This window comes from Methylobacterium ajmalii, assembly GCF_036448855.1.
Taxonomy (GTDB): domain Bacteria; phylum Pseudomonadota; class Alphaproteobacteria; order Rhizobiales; family Beijerinckiaceae; genus Methylobacterium; species Methylobacterium ajmalii.
On record NZ_JAZFXT010000028.1, the window covers coordinates 1 to 23,748 of the forward strand.

General features: G+C 73.6%; 18 protein-coding genes and 1 pseudogene. 10 read left to right on the plus strand and 9 right to left on the minus strand.

Annotation, left to right across the window (positions count from 1 at the left end; translation table 11 throughout):
• Positions 1 to 1,495 (minus strand): PAS domain S-box protein (locus V3T34_RS13490; RefSeq protein ID WP_305076965.1); only part of this gene is annotated, 1,495 nt, incomplete at its 3' end.
• Positions 1,496 to 1,704: 209 nt separating this feature from the next.
• On the opposite strand from V3T34_RS13490, the gene V3T34_RS13495 reads away from it, so the two are divergent.
• Positions 1,705 to 2,184 (plus strand): MarR family winged helix-turn-helix transcriptional regulator, encoded by a 480-nt coding sequence (locus tag V3T34_RS13495; RefSeq protein ID WP_244533516.1) that lies wholly within the window; start codon positions 1,705 to 1,707, stop codon positions 2,182 to 2,184.
• A 57-nt stretch (positions 2,185 to 2,241) separates the two neighbouring features.
• On the opposite strand, the gene V3T34_RS13500 is transcribed toward V3T34_RS13495, so the two are convergent.
• Both V3T34_RS13500 and V3T34_RS13505 read right to left on the minus strand, forming a co-directional pair.
• Complete coding sequence (locus V3T34_RS13500; RefSeq protein WP_305076964.1) at positions 2,242 to 3,978, minus strand: methyl-accepting chemotaxis protein; 1,737 nt, start codon at positions 3,976 to 3,978, stop codon at positions 2,242 to 2,244.
• Between the two features lie 206 nt (positions 3,979 to 4,184).
• Positions 4,185 to 5,126 carry a LysR family transcriptional regulator gene (locus tag V3T34_RS13505; protein ID WP_091881719.1) on the minus strand — a complete coding sequence of 314 codons (942 nt, stop codon included), beginning with the start codon at positions 5,124 to 5,126 and terminating at the stop codon, positions 4,185 to 4,187.
• A 63-nt stretch (positions 5,127 to 5,189) separates the two neighbouring features.
• On the opposite strand from V3T34_RS13505, the gene V3T34_RS13510 reads away from it, so the two are divergent.
• The 3 genes from V3T34_RS13510 (at position 5,190) to V3T34_RS13520 (ending at position 9,120) form a co-directional block, all read left to right on the plus strand.
• Complete coding sequence (locus V3T34_RS13510; protein ID WP_331369192.1) at positions 5,190 to 6,146, plus strand: NAD(P)-dependent oxidoreductase; 957 nt, start codon at positions 5,190 to 5,192, stop codon at positions 6,144 to 6,146.
• Positions 6,147 to 6,161: 15 nt separating this feature from the next.
• Positions 6,162 to 7,691 carry an aldehyde dehydrogenase family protein gene (locus V3T34_RS13515; RefSeq protein WP_091881713.1) on the plus strand — a complete coding sequence of 510 codons (1,530 nt, stop codon included), beginning with the start codon at positions 6,162 to 6,164 and terminating at the stop codon, positions 7,689 to 7,691.
• Between the two features lie 61 nt (positions 7,692 to 7,752).
• The gene (locus tag V3T34_RS13520; protein WP_305076962.1) at positions 7,753 to 9,120 is read left to right on the plus strand and encodes a DUF3100 domain-containing protein; all 1,368 of its coding nucleotides are present in this window, start codon (positions 7,753 to 7,755) and stop codon (positions 9,118 to 9,120) included.
• 341 nt (positions 9,121 to 9,461) lie between these two features.
• Here V3T34_RS13520 and V3T34_RS13525 read toward each other — a convergent pair whose 3' ends face one another.
• The 4 genes and pseudogenes from V3T34_RS13525 to V3T34_RS13540 form a co-directional block, all read right to left on the minus strand.
• Positions 9,462 to 10,106 carry a L,D-transpeptidase gene (locus V3T34_RS13525; RefSeq protein ID WP_288586873.1) on the minus strand — a complete coding sequence of 215 codons (645 nt, stop codon included), beginning with the start codon at positions 10,104 to 10,106 and terminating at the stop codon, positions 9,462 to 9,464.
• Between the two features lie 126 nt (positions 10,107 to 10,232).
• On the minus strand, positions 10,233 to 12,671 hold the full coding sequence (locus V3T34_RS13530) for a putative bifunctional diguanylate cyclase/phosphodiesterase (protein ID WP_305076961.1): 2,439 nt from the start codon (positions 12,669 to 12,671) through the stop codon (positions 10,233 to 10,235).
• Positions 12,672 to 12,795: 124 nt separating this feature from the next.
• Positions 12,796 to 14,346 carry an acetolactate synthase large subunit gene (locus tag V3T34_RS13535; protein ID WP_305076960.1) on the minus strand — a complete coding sequence of 517 codons (1,551 nt, stop codon included), beginning with the start codon at positions 14,344 to 14,346 and terminating at the stop codon, positions 12,796 to 12,798.
• A gap of 168 nt (positions 14,347 to 14,514) precedes the next feature.
• Positions 14,515 to 15,449, minus strand: a pseudogene (locus tag V3T34_RS13540) (glycine reductase).
• A 126-nt stretch (positions 15,450 to 15,575) separates the two neighbouring features.
• On the opposite strand from V3T34_RS13540, the gene V3T34_RS13545 reads away from it, so the two are divergent.
• From V3T34_RS13545 to V3T34_RS13555, 3 genes are all read left to right on the plus strand, one after another.
• Positions 15,576 to 16,637: a zinc-binding metallopeptidase family protein gene (locus V3T34_RS13545; RefSeq protein WP_060847028.1), complete on the plus strand. Its 1,062-nt coding sequence runs from the start codon at positions 15,576 to 15,578 to the stop codon at positions 16,635 to 16,637.
• Between the two features lie 144 nt (positions 16,638 to 16,781).
• On the plus strand, positions 16,782 to 17,780 hold the full coding sequence (locus V3T34_RS13550; protein WP_091881702.1) for a fumarylacetoacetate hydrolase family protein: 999 nt from the start codon (positions 16,782 to 16,784) through the stop codon (positions 17,778 to 17,780).
• A gap of 224 nt (positions 17,781 to 18,004) precedes the next feature.
• Positions 18,005 to 19,261 carry a pilus assembly protein TadG-related protein gene (locus V3T34_RS13555; RefSeq protein WP_060847026.1) on the plus strand — a complete coding sequence of 419 codons (1,257 nt, stop codon included), beginning with the start codon at positions 18,005 to 18,007 and terminating at the stop codon, positions 19,259 to 19,261.
• A gap of 21 nt (positions 19,262 to 19,282) precedes the next feature.
• Here the strand turns inward: V3T34_RS13555 and V3T34_RS13560 are convergent, their stop codons facing one another.
• Positions 19,283 to 20,617 (minus strand): aminotransferase-like domain-containing protein, encoded by a 1,335-nt coding sequence (locus V3T34_RS13560; protein ID WP_305076959.1) that lies wholly within the window; start codon positions 20,615 to 20,617, stop codon positions 19,283 to 19,285.
• A 105-nt stretch (positions 20,618 to 20,722) separates the two neighbouring features.
• Here V3T34_RS13560 and V3T34_RS13565 point away from each other — a divergent pair, with 105 nt between their 5' ends.
• From V3T34_RS13565 to V3T34_RS13575, 3 genes are all read left to right on the plus strand, one after another.
• The gene (locus tag V3T34_RS13565; RefSeq protein WP_060847025.1) at positions 20,723 to 20,920 is read left to right on the plus strand and encodes a DUF1127 domain-containing protein; all 198 of its coding nucleotides are present in this window, start codon (positions 20,723 to 20,725) and stop codon (positions 20,918 to 20,920) included.
• A 117-nt stretch (positions 20,921 to 21,037) separates the two neighbouring features.
• Positions 21,038 to 21,481, plus strand: coding sequence for a VOC family protein (locus tag V3T34_RS13570; protein WP_305076958.1), 444 nt, complete (start codon positions 21,038 to 21,040; stop codon positions 21,479 to 21,481).
• A gap of 163 nt (positions 21,482 to 21,644) precedes the next feature.
• Positions 21,645 to 22,967, plus strand: a complete 1,323-nt coding sequence (locus tag V3T34_RS13575) for a pilus assembly protein (protein WP_060847023.1) — start codon at positions 21,645 to 21,647, stop codon at positions 22,965 to 22,967.
• A 10-nt stretch (positions 22,968 to 22,977) separates the two neighbouring features.
• On the opposite strand, the gene V3T34_RS13580 is transcribed toward V3T34_RS13575, so the two are convergent.
• Positions 22,978 to 23,739 carry an SDR family NAD(P)-dependent oxidoreductase gene (locus tag V3T34_RS13580; RefSeq protein ID WP_305076957.1) on the minus strand — a complete coding sequence of 254 codons (762 nt, stop codon included), beginning with the start codon at positions 23,737 to 23,739 and terminating at the stop codon, positions 22,978 to 22,980.
• Positions 23,740 to 23,748: the final 9 nt, after the last annotated feature.

Below are 23,748 nucleotides of genomic sequence, written 5' to 3' on the forward strand. Positions count from 1 at the left end.
CCCGGTCCACCGTGTCGGACACCGCGTCGAGGTAGCGGCGTTTCCGCGCCTCCGGCAGCTCGGGCCGGCGCAGGAAATCCACCGACGAGCGGATGATCGTGAGCAGGTTGTTGAAGTCGTGGGCGACGCCCCCGGTGAGCTGGCCCACCGCCTCCATCTTCTGCGACTGGCGCAGGGCCTCCTCGGCCTGGACGAGGCGCTGGGCCCGCTCGCGCTGGTCGGTGACGTCGCGGGCGACGCAGTACAGGCTGCCCTCGAACGGCACCGCCCGCCACGACAGGGTGCGGTAGCTCCCGTCCCGGGTGCGGAACCGGTTCTCGAACGACAGGGTCGGCTCGCCGGCGGCCAGGCGCCTGATCTCGTCGCGGGTCCGGTCCTGGTCGTCCGGGTGCTCGAGCCAGGCGGAGCTGCGGCCCACCACCTCCTCGGGCTGCCAGCCCAGGGTCGCGGTCCAGGCCGGGTTGACGCTGAGCCAGACACCCGCGGCGTCGGCGACGCCGAGCATGTCGCGGCTGACCTGCCAGATCCGGTCGCGCTCGGCGGTGCGCACGGCGACCTGGCGCTCCAGGGTCTCGTTGAGGCTGCGAAGCGCCTCCTCGAGCCGGCGCTGGGCGGTGACATCGTTGAACAGGATCGCGACGTGGTGGGCCTCCGGCGGATCGACCCGGAAGGCGTGGACCTCGTACCAGCGGTCGCCGAGCGCCTGGGCCGGCTGCATGAAGCGCACCGACTCGCCGGTCCGCGCCACCCGGCCGTACAGGTCGAACCAGTGCTGCTCGTGGTTGGGGGCGAGCTCGCGCATCCGCCGCCCGGCCGCCCCGTCGAGGCCGGTATGGCGAGCGAAGGCGGGGTTGACCTCGAGGAAGCGGTAATCCTCGGCCCTGCCGTCGGCCCCGAACTGCAGCGCGATGACGCAGAAGCCGGCGTCGATCGCCTCGAACAGCGTGCGGTAGCGCGCCTCGCTGCGCCGCAGCGCCTCCTCGGTCCGACGCCGGTCGGTGATGTCGATGATGAACTCGAAGCCGTTGCCGTCGTCGAGCCGGGTCGCCGCGCACAGGCCCCAGAACCGCGAGCCGTCCCGGCGCAGGTACTCGCGCTCGGTCGAGTCCGAGCGGCCCCGCGCCTGGAGTTCGGCGATGACCCGCCGGGACACCGCCTGCCATTCCGGCGGCACCAGGGTGGCGCCGGTGAGACGGCCTTGGGCGAGATCGTCGCGGTCGTAGCCGCTCATCGCCAGGAAGGTGTCGTTGGCCTCCAGCACCCGGCCCGCCATGTCGAACACGATCACCCCGACGGTGGCGATGCCGAGCGCCGCCCGCAGGCGCGGGTCGCCGAGGAACCCACCCGGGCGGGCGGTCCCGGCCGGAACGCCGCGTGCCGGAGAGGTCACGGCCGACCGCGCCTCCGCCCGGGCCGCGTCCCGCTCGCGCTCGGCCGTCGCCAGCGCGGCGCGCAGGCGCTCGTTCTCCGCTTCGAGGTCCGGGCCCTGCGTCATCCGTCTCCCATCCGTCCGGGCGCCTCCGCGGTCATGCCCCGGGCGGGGCCCGACCGCGTCGGCCGCTGCATATAGCGGAGCCCGTCACCCCGTCTTCCCCCGAACTCCCGCGACGTTCGGCGCGGGTGCATTGCGGCGGCGTGCGCCAGGCTGCATACCCGAGGATGCTCCCGAGCGGCAGCAGGGCACCGGGATGCGGAGGCCCGCCCGTGACGATCAAGCCGACCCGCTGCAGCAACGCGGCCCTGCGCCGGGCGACGCGCAGCGTCGGGCAGCTCTACGACGAGGCGCTGGCGCCCTGCGGGCTGCGCGCGACGCAGTTCGGCCTCCTGGCGACGATCCGCGGACTCGGCACCCCGACCATGGGGACGCTCGCCGAGGCGATGGTGATGGACCTCTCCGGGCTCGCCCACACCCTCAAGCCGCTGACCCGGGACGGCTATGTCAGCGTCGTGCCGGACCCGCACGACCGCCGGGCCCGCCGCGTGGCGCTGACCGAGGCCGGCACCGCCAAGCTCGCCGAGGCGACCCCGCTGTGGCACGAGGTCCAGGGCCGCTTCGACGCCGCCTTCGGCCCCGAGCGGGCGGGCCTGCTGCGCGACCTCCTGCACGTCCTCGCCCTGCCGGACTTCCGCGCGGCCCTCGGACGGGCGGCCGAGGAACCGGGCCCGACCTGCCCGCCCGCCTGAGAACTCACCGGGCGGCACGCGGGGCCCCCGTCGGGCGTTCGGATCCTCGCAGAACCGTCAGGCCGCCCGCACGGTGGCGAGGAAGCGCGTCACCTCGGCGGAGAGATGCTCCGACTGGTGCGACAGCGCGGAGGCCGAGGTCAGGACCCGGCCGGCGGCCGCGCCCGTCTCCTCCGCCGCGCCCGCGACCCCGGCGATGGTGCCGGTGACCTCGCCGGTGCCGGTCGCAGCCTGGGAGACGTTGCGGACGATCTCGCGGGTCGCCGCGCCCTGCTCCTCCACGGCGGCCGCGATCGCCGCCGACACGCCGCTGATCTCGTCGATCCGCCCGCCGATGCCCGCCATCGCGGTGGTCGCCCGGCCGGTCGCGGCCTGGATGGCGGCGATCTGGCCGGTGATCTCGTCCGTGGCCTTGGCGGTCTGGCCGGCGAGCTCCTTCACCTCCGCCGCCACCACGGCAAAGCCGCGACCGGCCGCCCCCGCGCGCGCCGCCTCGATGGTGGCGTTGAGCGCCAGGAGGTTGGTCTGGGCGGCGATCGACGAGATCAGCCCGACCACGTCGCCGATGCGGTTCACCGCCAGGCTGAGGTCGCGCACCACCCCGGCGGTCGCGCCGGCCTCCGCGGCGGCGGTGCGGGCGAGGCCGGCCGAGCCGTCGACCTGGCGGCCGATCTCGGCCACCGAGGCGCCGAGCTCCTCGGCCGCCACCGCCACCGTGCCGACATTGGACGAGGCCTCCTCGGCGGCGGCGGCCACAGCGGTCGATTGCGCGGCGGTCCGGGTCGCGGTCGCGGACATCGCCCGGGCGGTGACCTGCAGCTCGGTCGCCGAGGCCGCGACCTGGCCGACGATGCCGCCGACCGCGTGCTCGAAGGCGTCCGCCATCTGGCGCATGCCGGCGCGGCGCTGCTCCTCGGCGGAAGCGCGGGCGAGCCTCGTCTCCTCCTCCAGCGCCCGGGCCCGGATCAGGCCGTCCTTGAACACCTGGACGGCATCGGCCATGCCGCCGATCTCGTCGCGCCGGCCGGCGCCGGGGATCTCCACGGCGAGGTCGTGGCCGGCGAGCCGGCCCATCGCCGCGGTCATGCCGCGGATCGGCCGGATCACGCCGCGATGCAGGAGCAGCAGCGACAGCGCCGCCGCCGCGACCATCACGGCGAAGCCGACGAGGCTGGCGAGGCGCGATTGCCGCACGGCGTCCGCGGAGGCCGCCCGGCGCTCGTCCAGGAGCGCCTGCTCGACCGCCGCGAGCGCGGCGGCCTTGGCGCGGATCGCGTCCATCACCGCCTTGCCGGCGCCCGAGGCCTCGATCCGCCGCGCCGCCTCCCGCGTCGCCGGATCCTCCATCAGACGGATCGCCCGCGCGGCCACCTCGTCGGTCCATTGCTGCTCGAGCCGCCCGAGGGCGTCGAGATGGGCACGCTGCTCCGGGTTGTCGGCCACCAGGGTCCGGGCCCGCCCGAGGGCGGCGGCGAAGTCCGCCTCGCCGGCGCGGTAGGGCGCCAGGAACGACGCCTCGCCCGACAGGAGGAAGCCGCGCAGCCCCGATTCGCGGTTGACCATGGCGAGGACCGTGCGGTCGACGTTCTGCATCACCTCGCGGGTATGCGCGGACCAGGCGGTCGTCTCCTCGACGGTCTCGAGGTTGCGCCACGACACGACCGCGACGGCGAGGCTGAGGCACAGGAGCAGGACGGGGGCCGCCGCGATCTTGGCGGCGAGCGGCAGGTTCACCAGGCGAAGCGACGAGGCGCGAGACGGCGCGGCCCGGGATGATATTGGGCGGGACGACATGGATGGACACTCCCGGAGGTCCCGGGACGGGCCGTTCCGGCCACCATCGGGACAGCATATGGTTGGCCGACGCTGCGGTAGAGATCCTAATGCAGCGTGAATATCGCCACCCCTACACTGCCGGGAACCGCCGAAAATCCGCTTTCGACGACAAGCGGGAAGGTTCCACTGATCCCGTGATTTTTTCCTGCTGCGCCGGCTCCGCATCACCTTGAGGAAGACGGCCTGCGGATCCCGCTCCTCGCCTCCCCGGCCATGCCGCGGGCGAGGTGCTGGAGCAGCGTGCCGGCGGCCGGCGAGAGCTGGCGGCCGAGGCGGGTGACGATCTGGGCCTCGACGCCGTCGAGGCCGGGATCGGCGAGAGGGAGCGCCACCAGGCTGCCCGCCGAGATCTCCTGGGCGGCGCAGAAGGCCGGCAGCAGGGTCACGCCGATGCCGGAGGCGACGAACTGCTTGAGCACGCCGATCGAGCCGGTGATCAGGACGGGATCGAGCCGCACGCCCTCGGCCCGCTCGGCCGCCGCGATGATCTGCCGGATGCCGTAGGCCGGATGCATCGTGCCGAGGCGGTGGCCGGCGAGGTCGGCCAGCCGCACCGGGCCCGGATGGGCGGCGAGCGGATGGTCGGCCCGCACCAGGAGCCGGATCGGGTGGGGCATCGCCAGGTGGGTGCGCAGCCGCGGCTCGGGCGGCGGGTTGTAGACGAGGCCGAGATGCGCCTCGTCCTCGACGACCCGGCGCACCACGTCGTTGGTCGCGGCAAGGTCGAGGGTCATGGTCAGGTCGGGGTGGCGGGCCCAGAACCCCTGGAGCAGGCCCGACATCAGGTCGCCGACGAAGCCCTCGCCGAGCACCACGTCGATATGGCCGCGGCGCAGGCCCTTGAGTTCGGTGAGCTTGGCCAGGATGTCCTCCCGGTCGGAGGCCTGGCGGCGGTAATAGTCGAGGAGGAGCGAGCCGGCCGGCGTCGCCCGCACGCCGCGGCGGTGACGCTCGATCAGCGGCGTGGCGAGCTGCCCCTCCATCTGGACGATCTGGCGGCTCACCGCCGAGGCGTTGACGTTGAGCTTGTCGGCCGCGGCGCGGACCGAGCCGCAGCCGACCGCCTCCGCAAGGTAGCGCAGGCAGCGTTCGTCGAGGCTCTGCATCGGACGTCTTCCCTCCCCACCCACCGGGTGCGTTGCCGGCAAGTCAACGCAAAATACCTGCCAGTGCCGTTCTGCTCAACGCCGGCCTGCCTCACTCTCCGGTTCCCAGGAGGCGCCGCGGCCAACGATCCCGGCGCCCACGGGAGACATCAGGACATGCGCACGATCGGCGTCGTCGGGCTCGGCAACATGGGCCGGGGCATGGCCCTCTCGCTGCGGCGGGGCGGTTTCGAGGTCATCGGCTACGACCCCGCCCCCGCCGCCCGCGCGGCCCTGGAGGCGGACGGGATCACGGTCGCCGGCACACCCGCGGCCCTTTGGCGGGAGTGCGACGCGGTCGTGCTGTCGCTGCCGACCCCCGAGGTGGTGGAGGCGGTGCTGCTCGGTGCCGACGGGCCGCTCCACGGAGCGAAGACCGACCTCCAGATCGTCGACACCTCGACCTCGCACCCGGACGTCACCCGGCGGATCGCGGCGGCGCTCGAGCCCGCCGGCCTCGACCTGATCGACGCCCCGGTGAGCGGCGGCCCGAAGGGCGCGCACGCCGCGACGCTGACGATGGTGCTCGGCGGCAGCGACGCGGCGGTGGCCCGGGCCGAGCCGGTGCTCGCCGCGATGAGCGCGACGCGGGTGCATGTCGGCGGCGTCGGCGCCGGCCACGTCACCAAGCTCGCCAACAACCTGCTCTGCGCCGCCCACCTGATCACCGCCGCGGAAGCCGTGCGGATGGCGCGGGATGCCGGCGTCGAGCCGGCGCGCCTGCTGGCCGGCATCAATGCCGGGTCGGGCCGCAGCGGCGTCACGCAGGTCAACTTCCCGACCTGGGTGCTCAACGGCGCCTTCGATTCCGGCTTCACCATGAAGCTGATGCGCAAGGACGTGCGGCTCGCCGGCGAGCTGATCGCCGCCCTCGACCTCGACCTGCCGCTGTCGGCGCAGGCCGCCCGGCTGTGGCGCGACAGCGCCGAGATCGCGGACGACGCCGACTTCAACGCCATCGTCAAGCTCCAGCTCGCCTGACCGGAAGGACCCGTCATGACCGAGACCCGCCCCCAGACCCTGGCCGCCCTGATGCGGCCGTTCTTCCCCGAGACCTCCGTCATCGGCTCCTGGGTGAACGGCCGCATGGTGCCGGGCACCGGCGAGACCGTCCGCCTCGTCGATCCCTCCACCGGCCTGACGCTGGCCGAATACCCGGATGCCGGCGCCCCGGTCGCCGCCGAGGCCGCGCGGGCGGCGGTCGCCGGCCAGGCCCGCTGGGCCGCGCTCACCGGCGCCGCCCGCGGCCGGGTGATGCAGGAGATCGCCCGGACGATCCGGGGCGAGATCGAGCCCCTCGCCCGCCTCGAGGCCCTGAACGCCGGCAAGCCGATCCGCGACTGCCGCGTCGAGGCGACCAAGGTCGCCGAGATGTTCGAGTATTATGCCGGCTGGGCCGACAAGCTGCACGGCGAGGTGATCCCGGTCCCGACCAGCCACCTCAACTACACCCGCCGCGAGCCCCTCGGCGTGGTGCTGCAGATCACGCCCTGGAACGCCCCGGTCTTCACCTGCGGCTGGCAGCTCGCCCCGGCGCTCGCCGCCGGCAACGCGGTGGTGCTCAAGCCCTCCGAGCTGACCCCCCTCACCTCGCTCGCCGTGGCGGCGCTCGCCGAGCGGGCCGGGCTGCCGGCGGGGGTCGTCAACGTGCTGTCGGGCTACGGCCACACCACCGGGCAGGCGGCGCTCGCCGAGCCGGCGGTGGTCAAGGTGGTCTTCGTTGGCTCGCCGGCCACCGGCGCGAAGATCGCGGAAGCCGCGGCGCGCCACCTCAAGCCCTGCGTGCTCGAGCTCGGCGGCAAGTCGGCCAACATCGTGTTCGCCGATGCCGACCTCGAGCGGGCCTGCCTGGGCGCGCAAGCGGCGATCTTCGCGGGCGCCGGCCAGTCCTGCGTCGCCGGCTCGCGGCTCCTCGTCGAGCGCCCGGTCCACGACCGCTTCGTCGCGATGCTGGCGGAGGGCGCCAACCGCATCCGCGTCGGCGATCCGCTCGATCCGCAGACCGAGGTCGGGCCGATCAGCAACGCCGCCCAGTACCGCCACGTGCTGGCGATGATCCGCGGCGGCCTCGACCAGGGCGCCCGGCTCGCCGCCGGCAGCGACGGCCACCCGGCGGAGGGCGGCTTCTACGTCCGCCCGACGGTCCTGTCGGGCGCCGACAACGCCATGGATTGCGCCCGCACCGAGATCTTCGGGCCGGTGGTGACGGTGATCCCGTTCGACACGGAAGAGGAGGCGGTCGCCATCGCCAACGATTCCGCGTTCGGGCTCGCCGGCGCGGTCTGGACCCGCGACGTCGGCCGCGCCCACCGGGTGGCGGCCCTGGTCCGGGCCGGGACCTTCTGGATCAACGCCTACAAGACGATCCACGTCTCCTCGCCCTTCGGAGGCTCGGGGATGAGCGGCTACGGCCGCTCCAGCGGCCTCGAGGCCCTGCACGAATACACCCAGGTCAAGAGCGTCTGGGTCGAGACCGCCGCCGCTCCCGCCGCCTCCTTCGGCTACGCCCCTGGCGTCGGCGCCTGACACCCCACCCGGTCCGGGGGGCGGCCCCCGGACCGCCCCCTCGCACCGGAGACGTCACCCCATGACAAGCGGTACCCTCGCGAGCGGCGGCCCGGCCGTCGCGCCCACGACCCATGCCGGGCGCACCGGCATCCTGACGCTCTTCCTCCTCGCCCTCGTGGTGGTGACGCTGGCCGAGCTGATCGGCAACGTCTCGATCCCGCTCGGCCACGGCAAGATCATCCTGCTGCCGCTGCTCTGGGCGCTGCTGATGGGCGGGGGCCTCGGCCTCGCCGCGCCGCGCCTGCCGCCGGCCCTGCGGCTGCCGGTGTCGCTCCAGCACGCGGCGGGCGCGATCCTGCAGCCGGCCCTGCTGCTCTTCGTCGCCAAGCTCGGACTCCTCGTCGGCGGGTCGCTGCCGAAAATCCTCGGCGCCGGCTGGGCCCTGGTGTTCCAGGAATTCGGCCACTTCTTCGGCACGATGGTGTTCGGCCTGCCGGTGGCGCTCCTGCTCGGCCTCAAGCGCGAGGCGATCGGGGCCACCTTCTCGGTCGGGCGCGAGCCGAGCCTCGCGATCATCGGCGAGCGCTACGGCATGGATTCGCCGGAAGGCCGCGGCGTGCTCGCCGAGTACCTCACCGGCACGGTGTTCGGGGCGGTGTTCATCGCGGTGCTGGCCGGGCTGATCGCGAGCCTCGGGATCTTCAACCCGCTGGCGCTCGCCATGGGCGCGGGCGTCGGCTCGGGCAGCATGATGGCGGCCGCCGCCGGCGCCATCGCGGCGCAGCAGGCCCCCGAGATGGCGAAGGAAGTCGCCACCTTCGCGGCGGCGAGCAACCTCATCACCACCACCATCGGCACCTACTTCACCCTGTTCCTGTCCCTGCCCTTCACGATCTGGGCCTACGGCGTGCTGGAGCCGATCCTCGGCCGGGGTCGCGGCCGGATCGAGGCCGCACCCGCGCCCGCGCCGTCCGGGACGGTCGTGGCCCATGCCTCCCCGGCCTTCGGCCTGCCGGCCCTGGTGCTGATCTGGATCGCCACGGCGGCGCTCGGCCTCATCGGCAACTGGCTCACCTACGGCACGAAACCCGACGGGCAGGTGCTCGCCGGCGGCGCCATCATCGTCGCCGTGGTGATCGTCGGCGAGGTGCTCTATCGCCTCGCCGGGCGCCGGCTGCCGGCGGTGGTGTGGGCGTCGCTGATCGGCATGACGCTGACCTATCCGGGCACGCCGTTCTCGGCGGAGATCGCCGCGGCCACGGGCCGGATCAACTTCCTGGCGCTCGCCACCCCGATCCTCGCCTTCGCGGGCCTGTCGCTCGCCAAGGACTTTCCGGCCTTCCGGCGCCTCGGCTGGCGCATCGTGGTGGTGTCGTTCATGGCGAATGCCGGCACCTTCCTCGGCGCGGCGCTGATCGCCCAGTTCTGGATGCACCCGCCGGTGTGAGGGGGCGCAACCGCCAAAACCCTCCCCCTCTGCACAGGGCTGTCCGAGGAAAAGGATGGCGCAGGACTTCACCTCTCCCCGCGGGCGGGGAGAGGGACGTGTCACCGTCCAGGTGACGCGGCAAGCGGAGGCGAAAGCCGGAGCGAGGGTGAGGGGGTGTCGACGCGTGAGGCTCCTCCGGCAACACCCCCTCACCCCCGGCTGACGCCTTGCTGTATTCCCTGGACGAGAACACAGCCCTCTCCCCGCCCGCGGGGAGAGGGGAAACCCGCGCCTCCTCTTTTCCCGAACAGCATTGCGAAGAGGGGGGAGGGTTCACGAGCCCCCGACGACGCTTTTCCTTAAACCCGATACTTCCCGTTCCGCTTCACCATCACGGTCGTGCCGACCGGCACGCGCTCGTAGAGATCGACCACGTCCTCGTTGAGCATGCGCACGCAGCCCGAGGACATCTGCTCGCCGATGCTCCAGGGCTCGTTGGTGCCGTGGATACGGAACAGGATGTCGCGGCCGCCCTGGTAGAGGTAGAGGGCGCGGGCGCCAAGGGGATTGTCGACGCCGCCTTTGCGGTTACGCGGCAGGTCGGGGTTGAGGCTGACCATCTTGGCGGTCGGGCCCCAATCGGGCCAGACGCCCTTGCGGCCGACCGTGGCGGTGCCCTTCCAGGAGAAGCCGAGCTTGCCGACGCCGACGCCGTAGCGGCGCGCCTGGCCGCCATCCTGGACGAGGTAAAGGAAGCGCTCGTCGATATCGACCACGACGGTGCCGGGCTTCTCCAGCCCGGTATAGGCGACGGTCTGGGGCCGGTATTTCGGATCCATCCGGCTGCGATCGACCAGCGGCACGTCGTAGGGCTGGTCGGGCATGGTGCCGATGTACCAGGCCGCATCCGGATCGACCGCCGCGACCTGGGCGGGCCCGCGGGCGTTGCAGGCCGCGAGCGGCAGCCCGGCGAGGAGGGCGAGGACGAGGCGGCGCGGGGGCATCGGGCGGCGACCTTTCGGCGGGACGGGCCGGTCGGCAGCCCGTCGGGAAGGTCCATGCCTAGCCGCTCCCGCCGCCACAGGTTGTGTCCCGCCGGACTCAGGGTCGGGGAAAGTCGGTCTGAGAGGTCAGGCTGCCGCCAGCCAGGGCACCGCGGGGGCGGCGACGAGGGCGCGCAGGTCGGCCGCCGGGACCGGACGGCTGAACAGGAAGCCCTGCACCTCGTCGCAGCCGCTGCGCCGCAGGACGGCGAGTTGCGCCTCGGTCTCCACCCCCTCCGCCACCGTGGTGGTGCCGAGGCTGGCGCCGAGCCCGATCACCGCCTGCACCACCGCCAGGGCGGCGGCCTCCTGGCCGAGCGCCGCGGTGAACGAGCGGTCGATCTTGATCTTGTCGAACGGGAAGGCGCGCAGGTAGCTCAGCGAGGCGTAGCCGGTGCCGAAATCGTCGATCGCGATGCGCACCCCGAGGCCGCGCAGCCGGTGCAGCACCGCGATGTTGGCGGCGCTCTCCTCCAGCATCACCTGCTCGGTGATCTCGAGCTCGAGGCGTGCCGGGTCGAGGCCCGATTCCGTCAGCGCCCGGGCCACGGTGCCGACGAGGTCGGGGGCGCGGAACTGGACCGGCGACAGGTTGACGGCGACCCGCACCGGGCGCGGCCAGCCGGCCGCCTCGCGGCAGGCCCGGGCCAGCACCCACTCGCCCAGGGATGCGATCAGCCCGGTCTCCTCGGCGACCGGGATGAAGTCGGCCGGCGAGACGAAGCCGCGCTCGGGGTGGCGCCAGCGCAGCAGCGCCTCGCAGCCGGTCACCGCGAGGGTCCTGGCGTCGACGAGGGGCTGGTAGTGGACCTCGAGCGCCTCGGCGGCGATCGCCGCCCGCAGGTCGCGCTCGAGGGCGCGGCGGGCCTGGAGCGCCGCGTCCATGGCGGGCTCGAACAGGCGCCGGGTGCGCCGCCCGTCGGCCTTGGCGGCGTAGAGGGCGGTGTCGGCCTTGCGCAGGAGCCCGTCCGGGTCGTCGCCGTGCTCGGGCGCGAGGGCGATGCCGATGCTGACCCCGACGGTGACGTCCTGGCCGTCGAGCGCGAAGGGCCGGCAGAGCGCGGCGATGATCCGGTCGGCGAGCGCGACGAGCGCCGGCCGCTCGGCGCGGTGGAGGACCGCGAACTCGTCGCCGCCGAGGCGCGCCACCAGCCCGTGCCCGCCCAGGCAGGCGCGCAGGCGCTCGGCGACCTGGCGCAGCAGCGCGTCGCCCGCCGGATGGCCGAGCGTGTCGTTGACGAGCTTGAAGTGGTCGAGGTCGAGGCAGAGCAGACCCGCCGGCGCCCGCTCCGCCACCAGGGCGGCCAAGCGCTCGTGGAACAGCACGCGGTTCGGCAGGCCCGTGAGGGCGTCGTGATGGGCCATGTGGGCGATGCGCCGCTCGGCCCGGCGCTGCTCCGTCACGTCGACGCACGCCGTCAGGGTGGCGCTCAGGCCCTCGAACGGGATCGGACCGGAGAACACCTCGACGTCGATGACGCCGCCGTCCCGCCGGCGGTGGCGCTGGGCCGGCCCCGCGGCGCCCGGCATCACGAGGTCGCCGGCGGACAGGCGCAGGAAATCCTCGCGCGGGAAGCCGTAATGGCCGGTGGCGGCGTCGTTGACCGCCAGCACGGCCCCGCCCTCGCCCGAGAGCCACATCGGCACCGGGTTGTGCTCGAACAGGAGGCGCGCCGAGGCCTCGCGGGCCTTCAGGTCGCCGATATCCGTGAGGGTCACGCCGAGGAGGTCGCCGATCGCGGCGATCTCGACGCGGACGTGCAGCGGGCTCCCGTCGGGCCGGGTGTAGGAGGTCTCGTAGTGGCGCCGGTCGCCGGACAAGGCGGCGTTCAGGCGCGCCAGCATCGGCCCGACGGTGGCGGCGGGGAGAAGCGTCGACAGGCGCCGCCACTGGGCCCGCTCGATGGTGGTGCGCATCATCGCCGCGGCGGCGTCGTTGAGGGACAGGATGCGGAAATCCGTCACCGTCCCGGCGCCGTCGCGCAGCGCCGTGACCGCCGCCATGCCCTGCCGGGTGGAGCGAAACAGGGTCTTGAGCAGATCCGTCCGCACGGTCCGGCCGGCCAGGCACAGCAGCACCAGGCGCCCGGACCGGCCCGCGAGCGGCAGGCCGGCCACCTCGGTGGTGTAGGCGACGCCGCCCGCAACCCGGGCGCAAGGCGAGCTGACCGGCGCGCCGCCGGCGAGCGCGTCGGCGACGATCTCCTGCAGCGGGTGGGAGAGCCCGCCCGGCACGGCCTCGAGGAGGCGGCCGGCCCAAGAACCGGAGAATGCATCGGAGAATGCCTCGGCCGCCGCCGCGCGCGGCGCCCGGCCCGGGCCGAGCCAGTCCTCGAACGCCTCGCCGACCCAGAGCAGGCGGGGACGGCCCGGCGAGGCGTCCACCAGGGCGGCCCGGCTCGCCATGCGGCCGAGATTGCCCAGGACCATGTCCTCGTAGGCCGGCAGCCCGCGGGCGGCGGCGCGCGCGGCGTGCCAGCGGTGCAGCAGCCCCTCGGAGCCGTCTCGCGTCGCGTTCCCGCTCATCCCGTCCGATCCGCAGCCGCAGCGCCCGAGCCGTATCGGGCGCGCGACTTCCAGACCGTTAAATCGAGCCGGCTCGCTATCGCGATTCGCGCCGGCCGGAACGGAGGATCCGCGCGGCCCGGCCTCAGGCCAGCGCCACCTCGATCAGGAACGGGCCGCGGCGGGCGAGCGCGCCCTTCAGGGCGTCGACGAACGCCGCCAGGGTCTCGACCCGACGCGCCTCGACGCCGTAGCCCTTCGACAGGCTGACCCAGTCGATCGGCGGATCGTCGAGGGTCAGCATGTCGATCGCCTTGCGGCCCGGATTGGCGCCGACATTGGTCAGCTCGTGGCGCAGGATCGCGTAGGAGCGGTTCGACCAGATCAGCGTCACCACGTCGAGGCGCTCGCGCGCCTGGGTCCACAGCGCCTGGGCGGTGTAGAGGCCGCTGCCGTCGGCCTGGAGCGAGATCACCTTGCGGTCCGGGCAGGCCACCGCCGCGCCGGTCGCCATCGGGATGCCGAGGCCGATCGAGCCGCCGGTGAGCTGGAGCCAGGTATGGGGCGCCGCCGCATGCGTGGCGGGGAAGAAGTTGCGCCCGGTCGTGACCGACTCGTCGCAGACGATCGCGCCCTCGGGCATCAGCGCGCCGAGCACCCGGGCGATCGAATCCTGGTCGAGGCGCCCCTCCCCCGGCAGCTCCGGGCGGGGGCCGGTGGGCACCGGCACCTCGGCCGGCGCGCCGACCGCTTCGGCGAGGCGCGCGAGGGCGTCGATCTGGTCCTGCTCCGGGGTGGCCAGCGCGAAGACGTCGCAGGTCGGCGGGGCGAGCGCGCTCGGCTTGCCCGGATAGGCGAAGAACGCCACCGGCAGGGTCGCGCCGACGAGGATGACGTGCTTGTAGGGCGCCAGCACCTCGCGGGCCGGATCGACCGGATAGGGCAGGCGCTCGATCGGCACCGTGCCCGCACCCCGGTCGATGCGGGCGTTCGACGTCATGGCGAGCAGCTTCGCCCCGGTCTCCCTCGCGATCCGGTCGGCGATCCGCCGTCCCTCGTCGCGCACCGCCCGGTCGCCGAGATGGAGCAGCACCGGCTCGCCGCTGCGGAGCGCCGCGACCGCGTGCGCGATCGCCTCGTCGCTCGCCCGCGGGCGCTCGGGAATCGCCGGCAGGGGGGCGATGCCGCTCCCCTCCTCCCAGGCGGTGTCGGCGGGCAGGATCAGGGTGGCGACGCCGCCGGGTGCCGTACGGGCGGCGACGATGGCGTCGGCCCCGTCCGCCGCCACCGCCTTGGCGCTCATCCCCGTGCGGAGCCAGGCCGAGACGGGGCCGGCCAGCCCCTCGATGTCGGAGGTCAGCGGCGCGTCGAAGGCGCGGTGGTAGGTGGCGTGCTCGCCCACGATGTTGACCAGCGGCGAGCGGGCGCGGCGCGCGTTGTGCAGGTTCGCGATGCCGTTGCCGAGGCCGGGCCCGAGATGGAGCAGCGTCGAGGCCGGCTTGTCGGCCATGCGGGCATAGCCGTCGGCCGCGCCCGTGGCGCCGCCCTCGAACAGGCACAGGACCGCCCTCATCCCCTCGACCCGGTCGAGGGCGGCGACGAAGTGCATCTCCGAGGTGCCCGGATTGGTGAAGCACACCTCGACGCCCCCCGCCACCAGGGTGCGCACCAGGCTCTCGGCCCCGTTCATCGCCATCGGCATCTCCTCGTCGCGCGGGCGTCTGACGGCCCGGTTCGTGTTCGCGGTACGGTGATAGGGGATTTCGCGAAGGGGTGTGAGGGCCTCGAAGGCATGGGGGGTGGGCGCTGCCGCACCGGACCGGACCGGACAGGGACGACGGTCCCGTCGGGATGGAGCCGATCGTCAGGAGGCTGCCGGTCCGGACGCGCCGCGCCCGGGCCGCGCCCGGTGCTTCTCGCCCTCGAACTCCGTGCGGCGGCGCGCGATCTCCTCGGGCGAGAGCCGAGCGAGGCTCGCGTAATCCGCCTTCCAGGACGGATCGGGGCGCCAGAGCTGGGCGACTGCACCGTCGTGCGCGCCGCCACGGCCGATTCGAGGAGCGCGAGGGCGAGGTGCAGCGTCGCCTCCTGCGAGGCGGGGTCGTGCGGCCGGCCGGCGGCGTTGCCGAGGGGAAAGTCGCTGAACAGGAAGCGCGGCACGCCGCAATGCTCGACGACGTCCTTGGCGCAGCCCATCAGCACCGTGGCGATGCCGGCGGCTTCGAGCGCCCGGGCGGCGAGCGCGAGCGACTGGTGGCAGACCGGGCAGTTCGCCACCAGAATCGCCGCATCCGCCCCGTCGGCGCGGATCCGGGCGAGGAGCTCCGGCGCGTCGACCGCGATCGTCGTGCGCTGGCTGCGGTTCGTCGGCAGGCCGTGGAAGCGGGCCGCGACGCGCCCGATCCGTCCCGCCGCGGCGGCCGCCTTCAGGGCCGCGAGCGGGAAGTAGCTGCCGGGATCGTCCGCGCGGGTGTGGTCGCGGTCGTAGGCGATGTGGGCGATGCGCAGGTCCGGGCTCCCGTCCGCCGAGGCCGAGTACACCGAGAAGAACTTGGCCGCGCCGTTGTAGGGCGCGCCCGGCCCCTGGTCTCCCTTGTCCGGCCGGTAGGGCGCCGCCGTCGTGACGAGGGCGATGCAGCTCTCGCCGAGGGCTTTGCCGAGAGAGGCGAAGGGCACGTCGCCGGAATGCGCCCAACGGTAGGGCGGGTAGCCCAGCGCCCCGTAATAGGCCCGCGTGCGCGCCATGTAGGGGATCGGCTCGTCCAGCTCGGCGCTCGCATCCATCACGGTCGTCCTCATGGCACCGGTCTCACGACCGAAGGCAGCCCCCCGGCCCGCGCAAGGCAGCGGGCCCGCCGCAACCCCCGCCCCCCTAGCACGTTCGTTGCACCGTGCGGCGGGCGGTCGCGCCCGGTGGAGAGCCCGATGAAACTGTTCCAGTGCCAGTCCTGCGGCAACATCCTGTATTTCGAGAACCGGACCTGCCAGCGCTGCGGCCACACCCTGGCCTACCTGCCCGAGACCCGCACGCTCTCGGCCCTCGCGCCGGCCGGCGGCGAGGACTGGAGCCCGCTCGCGGTGCCGGAGCGGCCGAGCCGGTTCTGCGCCAACGCGGTGCACGATGCCTGCAACTGGCTGGTGCCGCCGGGATCCGGGGACGCCTTCTGCCTCGCCTGCCGGCACAACGGCACGATTCCCGACGTCTCGAACCCGGAATACCTCGCCAAGTGGCGCGAGCTGGAATTCGCCAAGCACCGGCTGTTCTACACCCTGCTGCGCTGGAACCTGCCGCTGAAGACCCGGGCCGAGGACCCGGAGCACGGGCTGATCTTCCACTTCCTCGCCGATCCGCCGGAGAACCAGGGCCCGAAGGTGATGACCGGGCACGACAACGGCGTCATCACGATCGCGCTGGCCGAGGCTGACGACGCCGAGCGCGAGAAGCGGCGGCGCGAGATGGGCGAGCCCTACCGCACGCTGCTCGGGCATTTCCGCCACGAGGTCGGGCACCATTACTGGGACATCCTGGTGCGCGACGCCGGGCGGCTCGACGCCTGCCGGGCGGTGTTCGGCGACGATACGCAGGACTACAACGCGGCGCTCCAGCGCCATTACGAGCAGGGCACCCCGGCCAACTGGCAGGAGACCCACGTCTCGGCCTACGCCACCACCCATCCGTGGGAGGACTTCGCCGAGACCTGGGCGCATTACCTGCACATCGTCGACACGCTGGAGATGGCGAGCGCCTTCGGCATGCAGGTCCACCCGCTGCTCGACGCCAACGGCGAGCTCGCGGCGCGGATCGACTTCGATCCCTACGAGGCGCAGAGCATCGAGCAGATCGTGGCGGCCTGGCTGCCCTTCGTGTTCGCGCTGAACAGCGTCAACCGGGCGATGGGACAGGGCGACCTCTACCCCTTCGTGCTGGCGCCGCCGGTCATCGCCAAGCTCGGCTTCATCCACGGCCTCGTCCACGGCACGATCTGACATAAGGGAAGCTTGAACCCCGGCCGTAGCCTCCGCGGCCGGGGCGGTCCATGATGGACCGACGTGCCCGACGAACCGGGCCGCAGGCCTGCCGTCTCGGCAGGCTCGAACGCCCGCAACAGCGGGCGACAGGAGGGACGCCGAATGAAGCTCGCCAGCCTCAAGCACGGCCGCGACGGCCGCCTCGTCGTGGTTTCGCGCGACCTGACCCGCGCCACCGACGCCTTCATCGTGGTGCCGACGCTCCAGCAGGCCCTCGACGACTGGGAGCGCTACGCCCCGGCCCTCGCCGCCCTCGCCGAGCAGCTCGAGCACGGCTCGGTGCCGTCGTTCCGCTTCCACGAGCACGATTGCGTCGCCCCCCTGCCCCGCGCCTATGCCCGCCGGCACGCCGCCGCCTGGCCGGGCTACCCGGCCCTGCTGCGCCAGGCCGCCGGCGCCGAGGCGACGGGGAGCGAGGCGGGCCGCCTGCGCCACGCCCCCTCGGACGGATTCCTCGCCCCCCGCGAGACCCTGGTCGCCGACGATCCGGCGGCCTCCCTCGACCTCTCGGCGGGCCTCGCGGTGATCACCGGCGACCTGCTCCGGGGCGCCGGGGCGGCGGAGGCCGAAGCCGCGATCCGGCTGGTGACGCTGGTTGCGGAGGTGATCCGCCACGACCGGCTGAGGCCCGACGGGCTCGACCTCGACGGCGCCGAGGCGCCGGCGCTCGCCGCGAGCCTCGCCCCGGTGGCGGTGACGCCCGACGAGCTCGGGACCGTCTGGCGCGACGGCGCGCTCCACCGACCGCTCCTGGTGAGCCGCAACGGCAAGGCGCTCGGCTGCCCGGAGGCGGGCGCCGACCTGGCGCAGGGCCTCGTCGCCCTGGTGGCGGAGGCGGCGCGCGACCGGCCGATCGGCGCCGGGACCCTGGTCAGCGCCGGCCCGGTCTCGAACCGCGGCATCGACGGCGGGCCGGGTCGGGCCGCCGCCGAGGGTGGGGCCGGCTATGCCTGCCTCGCCGAGGCGCGGGCCGCGGAGGCTCTCACCGGCGGCTGGGCGCGCACGCCCTACCTCGCGGCGGGCGACCGCCTGCGGGTCGAGATGAAGGACGCCGGCGGGCACTCGATCTTCGGGGCGATCGAGCACGACGTCGCCGGCTGACCCAGAGATAACCCGGCGCGGCGAACCTGTGCCGCGCCGGACCCGGGAACCCGGACACAAGTCCGAGCTGCAACTAACCCCGTAATCTTACAACCGAACAACGGCATTAGGCTTTTGTTCGGATTCCGGCGGCAGAGATGGGGCGTGCCGACGTTGTGAGACCCGAAAACAACTGTCGATAGCAGTTTTTTGGGCTACAACCTGAATGGCAGCCCGCCGCGCCGATGAAAGCCTGCCCGAACCTCGCCCCGCTCCTCCTCGACCGCTTCCGGCGCTGCCGGCGCGGCTCGGTGATCGTCGTGCTGAGCCTGCTGCTGCCGCTGCTGGCGACGGCGGCGGTGGGCGTCGCCGAGGTCTCCGAGGTGATGCTGGCGAAGTCGAAGCTCCAGAGCTACGTCGACGCCGCGGCGATCCAGGGCGCGGGCGAGTTCGGCGTCGACCAGTCCGCCGCCACGACGGAGCGCGCCCGCCTCGCCGCCGACGGGATGGCCGCCGCCCTGCGCCGGCGCTGGACGATCACGTCGAGCGCCACGATCGACGCCGCGGCGCGCACGGTCACGGTGCGCCAGACCGGGCACCGGGCCTCGTTCTTCCGCAACATGCTGCCGCCGGGCGGCTGGACCATCGAGGCCAGCGCGACGGCGATCCGCACCGCGCGGAAGCCGCTCTGCGTGCTGGGCTCCCAAGACTCCATCGGCCTCGGCGCGCCGGTCGCCGTCGGCCTGAACGGCAACTCGGCGATCACCGCCAACGACTGCCTCGTGCAGAGCAACGCCAACCTGTCGGCGGGGATGGGCACGGCCCTGTGGGCGGGCGAGGTGCGGGCGGCGGGCAGCGCGACCGGCCCGGTCCGCCCGGTCCCGGTCACCGACGCCCCGACGATGGCGGACCCGTTCGCCAAGATGCGCATCGACGTGCCGCTCCTGTGCGACGACCTGCTCACGATCAACATCGGCAGCGGCACCACCTACCTCAATCCCGGCGTCCATTGCGGCGAGCTGACCCTGCTGGGGATGACGAACATCGTGCTCCAGCCCGGCGAGCATTATTTCGTCGGCCCGATCCTCAACCTGCTCGGGCAATCCACCATCACCGGCACCGACGTGGTGCTGATCTTCAAGGGCCTGCTGTCGGCCCAGGTGATCGGCATGGCCAAGCTCGAGATCGAGGGCCGCAAGAGCGGGCCCTATGCGGGCTTCGCCCTGATCACCGACCGCAGCTATTACGGCGATTTCGGCATCTCGACCAACAACGCCCGCAAGATCGTCGGCACGATCTACCTGCCGAATGCAAGCCTCACGGTGAGCGGATACGGCAACAAGATCGCCGACCAGTCGCCCTGGACGGTCGTGGTCGCCAAGTCGATCCGCACGTCCGGCAGCGCCAACCTGATGATCAACGCCAACTACAATTCCTCGGCCGTGCCGGTGCCCTCGGGCGTCGGCCCGGCGAAGGACCAGCCGGTGCGTCTGGCGCAGTGAGAGGCCGCCGGGAGGCGCCGCCTACTCGACCACCTGATCGTCCCCCGCGAGGGCGAGGCGGCGCAGCGCGTCGAGCGCCCGCGCCAGGTCGTCCCGCGCCGGCGCCGCGAGGGCGAGCCGGACGGCGTTCGGGGCGTGGCCCGGGCTGACCGCGAAGGAGGAGGCCGGGATGAGGGCGATGCCCCGCCGCAGGGCCGCCGCGGCGTAGGCCTCGGCCCGCCACGTCTCTGGCAGGGTGAGCCAGAGGTGATAGGCCGCCGCGTCGCCCGTCACTGGCAGGCCGGCGAGGCGGTCCCGGGCGATCGCCTGCCGCTCGGCCGCGTCGGCCCGCTTGGCGCGGGCGAGCCGGGCGGCGGAGCCGTCCTCCATCCAGCGCGTGCCGGCGGCGAGCGCGACCCCCGGGGCGCTCCACCCGCCCTGGCGCACCGAGGCCGCGAGGCGGTCCGTCATCTCGGGCGGGCTCACGATCATCCCGACGGTCAGGCCCGGCATCACGCGCTTCGACAGGCTGTCGACCAGGATCGTGCGCTCGGGCGCCAGGGCGGCGATGGCCGTGGTGTCGCGCAGGAAGCCGTAGACCGCATCCTCCACGAGCGTGAGCCCCGTCCGCGCCAGGACCGCGGCGATCTCCGCCCGGCGCCCCGGCCCCATCGTCGCCCCAAGCGGGTTCTGCAGCGTCGGCTGGAGGTAGAGCCCGCTCAGCGGCGCGGCGCGGTGGGCCTGGAGGATGGCGTCTGGCCGCACGCCCTCCCCGTCGAGCGGCAGCGGCACGAGGGCGATGCCGAGCCGCGCCGCGATGCCCTTGACCACCGGATAGGTCAGCGGCTCGCAGCCGATGCGCTCCCCCGGCGGGGCCAGCATCGCCAGGGCGGCGGCGAGCCCCTGGCGCCCGTTGCCGGTGAACAGGATCCCGTGCGGATCGGGGGCGAAGCCGTCCTGCGCCAGGAAGCGCGCGGCGACGCCGCGCGCCTGCGGCGTGCCGGCCGGGCCGTACTGGGTCAGCGCCGCCTCGACCGCCCCGCGTCCCAGCCCCGCCAGGGTCTCGACGAGCAGGGCCTCCTGCTCGGGCAGGCGGGACATCGTGCGCTGGAGATCGAGGGCGGCCGGCGGCGGCTCCGGGCGGATCGGCTCGGAGGCGCCGAGATCGGAGCGGATGTAGGTGCCGCGCCCGACCTCGCCGAGGACGAGGCCGCGCCGCGCCAGCTCGGCATAGACCCGGCTCGCCGTGGAGACCGCGATGCCGCGGGCATAGGCGAAGTCGCGCTGGGGCGGCAGCCTCTCGCCCGGACGCAGCCGCCCGTCGGCGATCTCCGCCGCCACCGTGTCGGCGAGCCCGCGATAGTCGAGTGCGGCCATCATTGCTCCGAGAACAATGTTTCGATTGCACCGACATTCGTATCGATACAATCCTGGCGGCGCAATCCCGGCCGGACTGCCCTCTCCCCGTTCGGATCGACCCCCATGCCCGCCTTCTCCCTGCCGCTCGCCGATTCCGTCTCCGCCCCTCGGCCGCCCCGCCCGACCCTCCTCGGCCTCTGGTGGCGGCGCGCCCGGGACCGCCGGGTCCTCGCCGCGCTGACGCCCGCGCAGATGCGCGATACCGGCCTCGACCCCGACACGGTGCGGCAGGAGAGCCTCAAGCCGTTCTGGCGCGCCTGACCGGCGCGTCGCGATGGCGCGACATTTCCCGCCGGCCCGCTGTTCACCGGCGCCGGCGCCGCGTTACCTTCAGCCGCGTGCAAGACCTTGAGCCGCGTGCAAGCCCGGAGGCCCGCGATGCCGGATACCGAGATCCTTTCCGACCTCGCGCCCGCCGCGTCGGTGACCGGCGTCGCCCCGGCGATCCACCTCGACCATTGCGTCATCCACGTCTCGGACTGGGAGCGCTCGACCGCCTTCTACCGCGACGTGGTCGGGGCCGAGGTGATCCCGGTCGGGCGGGGCTACGCCTACCGCTTCGGCGGCGTGCAGCTGAACTGCCACGGACCGGGCCAGATCGGCGAGCCCCGGGCCCGGCTGCCGGTGGCGCCCGGCAACAGCGACCTGTGCTTCCGCTGGCCCGGCCCGATCGAGGAGGCGGCGGCCCATCTCGAACGCCACGGCGTGCCGGTCGAGCTCGGCCCGGTGCCGCGCCGCGGGGCCGTCGGCGAGGGAATCAGCGTCTATTTCCGCGACCCCGATGGGTCGCTTTTGGAGTTCATCACCTATCCGACGGCGTGACCCCGGCCGACGGCCGACGCGAAGGATAGCGGCCCACTATACTGACCCAGGGTCAATATGATTCTGTCGCCGGGACCGTACGGCCGTGGGTTTCGACGATCGCGTTCACGGCGGGGAAACGCCCGCCGGGGCAGGATGGCGGACGCCTCCCGGTCGGTTCATCATGCCCCTGCCTCCCCTCCTGCTCACCCTGACGGCGCGGCTCCGGGCCTTCCGGCACGACCGACGCGGCAGCGTCGCGATGCTGGTCGGCCTGACCTTCCTGGTGCTGCTGATCCTGGCCGGCGCCGGATTCGACTTCGCCCGCTCGCGCCAGGACCGCTCGCGCCTCGACGCCGCCCTCGACGCCGCGGTGCTGGCCGGCGCTCAGGCGGTGCGGGCGGCGGATGCCAAGGGCCAGTCGGACGCCGCGATCCGCCAGGCCGGCATGGACACCGCCACGCAGGTCTTCGCCACGGTGGCCCCGAAGGTGGTCGCCGCCACGGCGGCGCAGGCACGCTTCACCGTCGCGCTGGCGGGCCGCAGCGTCACCGTCTCGGGGACCTACACCGCCTCGACCAAGACGACCCTGATGGGGGTCATCGGCACCGCGGCGATGCCCTATGACGGCGCGTCGCAGGCCAGCGCCGACCTGTCGCCCCTGATCGACGTCTACCTGCTGATCGACGTGTCGGGCTCGATGGCGCTGGGGGCGACGAACGCCGATATCGCGGCGCTCCAGGCCAACCTGAACGGGTGCGCCTTCGCCTGCCACGACGGCCAGCCGGTGAAGAATACCAGCCTGGACAGCTATCAGTGGGCGAAGGCCAACGGCATCACCCTGCGCCTCGACGAGATGAACCAGGGCATCCTGGATTTCGTCGCCTCGCTGCGCCGGCAGGAGGCGGCGAGCAAGCGGGTGCGGGTCGCGATCTACGCGTTCAGCACCCAGCTCACCAAGGTGCTCGACCCGACGAGCGACCTGTCCAAGGTGGCCCGCAACCTGCCCAAGACGCCGAGCGCCTCGGGCGAGAGCGACGGGGCGACGCTGTTTTCGGGCATCATGCCGGCCTTCACCCAGGCGGTGGGCCCGAGCGGCGACGGCATCACCACCCCGAAGAAGCTCGTGATCCTGGCGACCGACGGCGTCGCCGATCCGGGCCGGTCCTGGACCTGGGACGTGCCGAAGCGCGCCCTCGTCGCGCCGTTCGATCCGGCGCAATGCGCCGCCCTCAAGGCGCCCGGCGGCAGCGCCAAGCTGCCGGTCTGGGTCGGGGTGATCTACACGCCCTACCTGCCGATGACCTGGGACTGGGGCTACAACGCCACCCTCGGCCAGCCGAGCCAGATCCGCGGCCGGGGCACGCGCCTCGACGACATCCCGTCCCAGCTCGCCGCCTGCGCGACCAGCGGCGACTTCTACATGGAGGCGGGCAAGACCGGCGCGATCGGCGATGCGATGACGAAGCTGTTCAACACCTTCGCGCAGGTCCGGCTGACGAACTGAGGCGAGCGGATCAAAGCCCCGAGACGAGGTGGCCGCCGTCGACCGGCAGGGTCGCGCCGGTCATCCAGCCCGAGGCGTCGCCGGCGAGCAGCAGGAAGGCGCCGTCGAGGTCCTCCGGGCGGCCCAGCCGCCGCATCGGGATGCGCTTGAGCATCGCCTGACCGGGGGGCGCCTCGAAGAACTCGCGGTTGATGTCGGTGCCGATGTAGCCCGGCGCCAGCGCGTTGACCCGGATGCCGTAGCGCGCCCATTCGAGGCCGAGGGCCTGGGTCATCTGCACCACGCCGGCCTTCGACACGGTGTAGGGCCCGACCCCGCCGGCGACCCTGAGGCCGAGGATCGACGCGACGTTGACGATCACGCCGCCGCGGCCGGCGTCGCGCCAAGCCCGGGCCGCGGTGACGGACATCGCCCAGACGCCGCGCAGGTTGGTGTCGATCACCCGGTCGAAGGTCGCGATGTCGACGTCGATCGCCGCCCCGCCCTCGGCGATGCCGGCATTGTTGACCACCACGTCCGGCAGGGCGTGCAGCGCCGCGAAGGCGGCCGTCACCGAATCCGGATCGGCGACGTCGAGGGCGACCGCCCGGGCCTCCGGCGCACCGGCGGCGAGGAGATCGCGCACCAGGGCGTCGAGCTTCTCCTTGCGCCGCGCCGCCACCGTGACGGCGGCGCCGCACGACGCGCAGAGCCGGGCGAAATGGTCGCCGAGGCCGCCCGAGGCCCCGGTCACGAGGACGTGGCGGCCCTTCAGGCCGGCTGCGAGATCCATGGTCTCCCC

Coding starts and splice junctions, on each gene's coding strand:
- V3T34_RS13560 (WP_305076959.1), bottom strand. CDS start 20,617: ATGGCCGCACTCGACTATCGCGGGCTCGCCGACACGGTGGCGGCGGAG.
- V3T34_RS13520 (WP_305076962.1), top strand. CDS start 7,753: ATGACAAGCGGTACCCTCGCGAGCGGCGGCCCGGCCGTCGCGCCCACG.
- V3T34_RS13580 (WP_305076957.1), bottom strand. CDS start 23,739: ATGGATCTCGCAGCCGGCCTGAAGGGCCGCCACGTCCTCGTGACCGGG.
- V3T34_RS13565 (WP_060847025.1), top strand. CDS start 20,723: ATGCCCGCCTTCTCCCTGCCGCTCGCCGATTCCGTCTCCGCCCCTCGG.
- V3T34_RS13505 (WP_091881719.1), bottom strand. CDS start 5,126: ATGCAGAGCCTCGACGAACGCTGCCTGCGCTACCTTGCGGAGGCGGTC.
- V3T34_RS13515 (WP_091881713.1), top strand. CDS start 6,162: ATGACCGAGACCCGCCCCCAGACCCTGGCCGCCCTGATGCGGCCGTTC.
- V3T34_RS13525 (WP_288586873.1), bottom strand. CDS start 10,106: ATGCCCCCGCGCCGCCTCGTCCTCGCCCTCCTCGCCGGGCTGCCGCTC.
- V3T34_RS13570 (WP_305076958.1), top strand. CDS start 21,038: ATGCCGGATACCGAGATCCTTTCCGACCTCGCGCCCGCCGCGTCGGTG.
- V3T34_RS13500 (WP_305076964.1), bottom strand. CDS start 3,978: ATGTCGTCCCGCCCAATATCATCCCGGGCCGCGCCGTCTCGCGCCTCG.
- V3T34_RS13545 (WP_060847028.1), top strand. CDS start 15,576: ATGAAACTGTTCCAGTGCCAGTCCTGCGGCAACATCCTGTATTTCGAG.
- V3T34_RS13555 (WP_060847026.1), top strand. CDS start 18,005: ATGAAAGCCTGCCCGAACCTCGCCCCGCTCCTCCTCGACCGCTTCCGG.
- V3T34_RS13575 (WP_060847023.1), top strand. CDS start 21,645: ATGCCCCTGCCTCCCCTCCTGCTCACCCTGACGGCGCGGCTCCGGGCC.
- V3T34_RS13530 (WP_305076961.1), bottom strand. CDS start 12,671: ATGAGCGGGAACGCGACGCGAGACGGCTCCGAGGGGCTGCTGCACCGC.
- V3T34_RS13535 (WP_305076960.1), bottom strand. CDS start 14,346: ATGGCGATGAACGGGGCCGAGAGCCTGGTGCGCACCCTGGTGGCGGGG.
- V3T34_RS13550 (WP_091881702.1), top strand. CDS start 16,782: ATGAAGCTCGCCAGCCTCAAGCACGGCCGCGACGGCCGCCTCGTCGTG.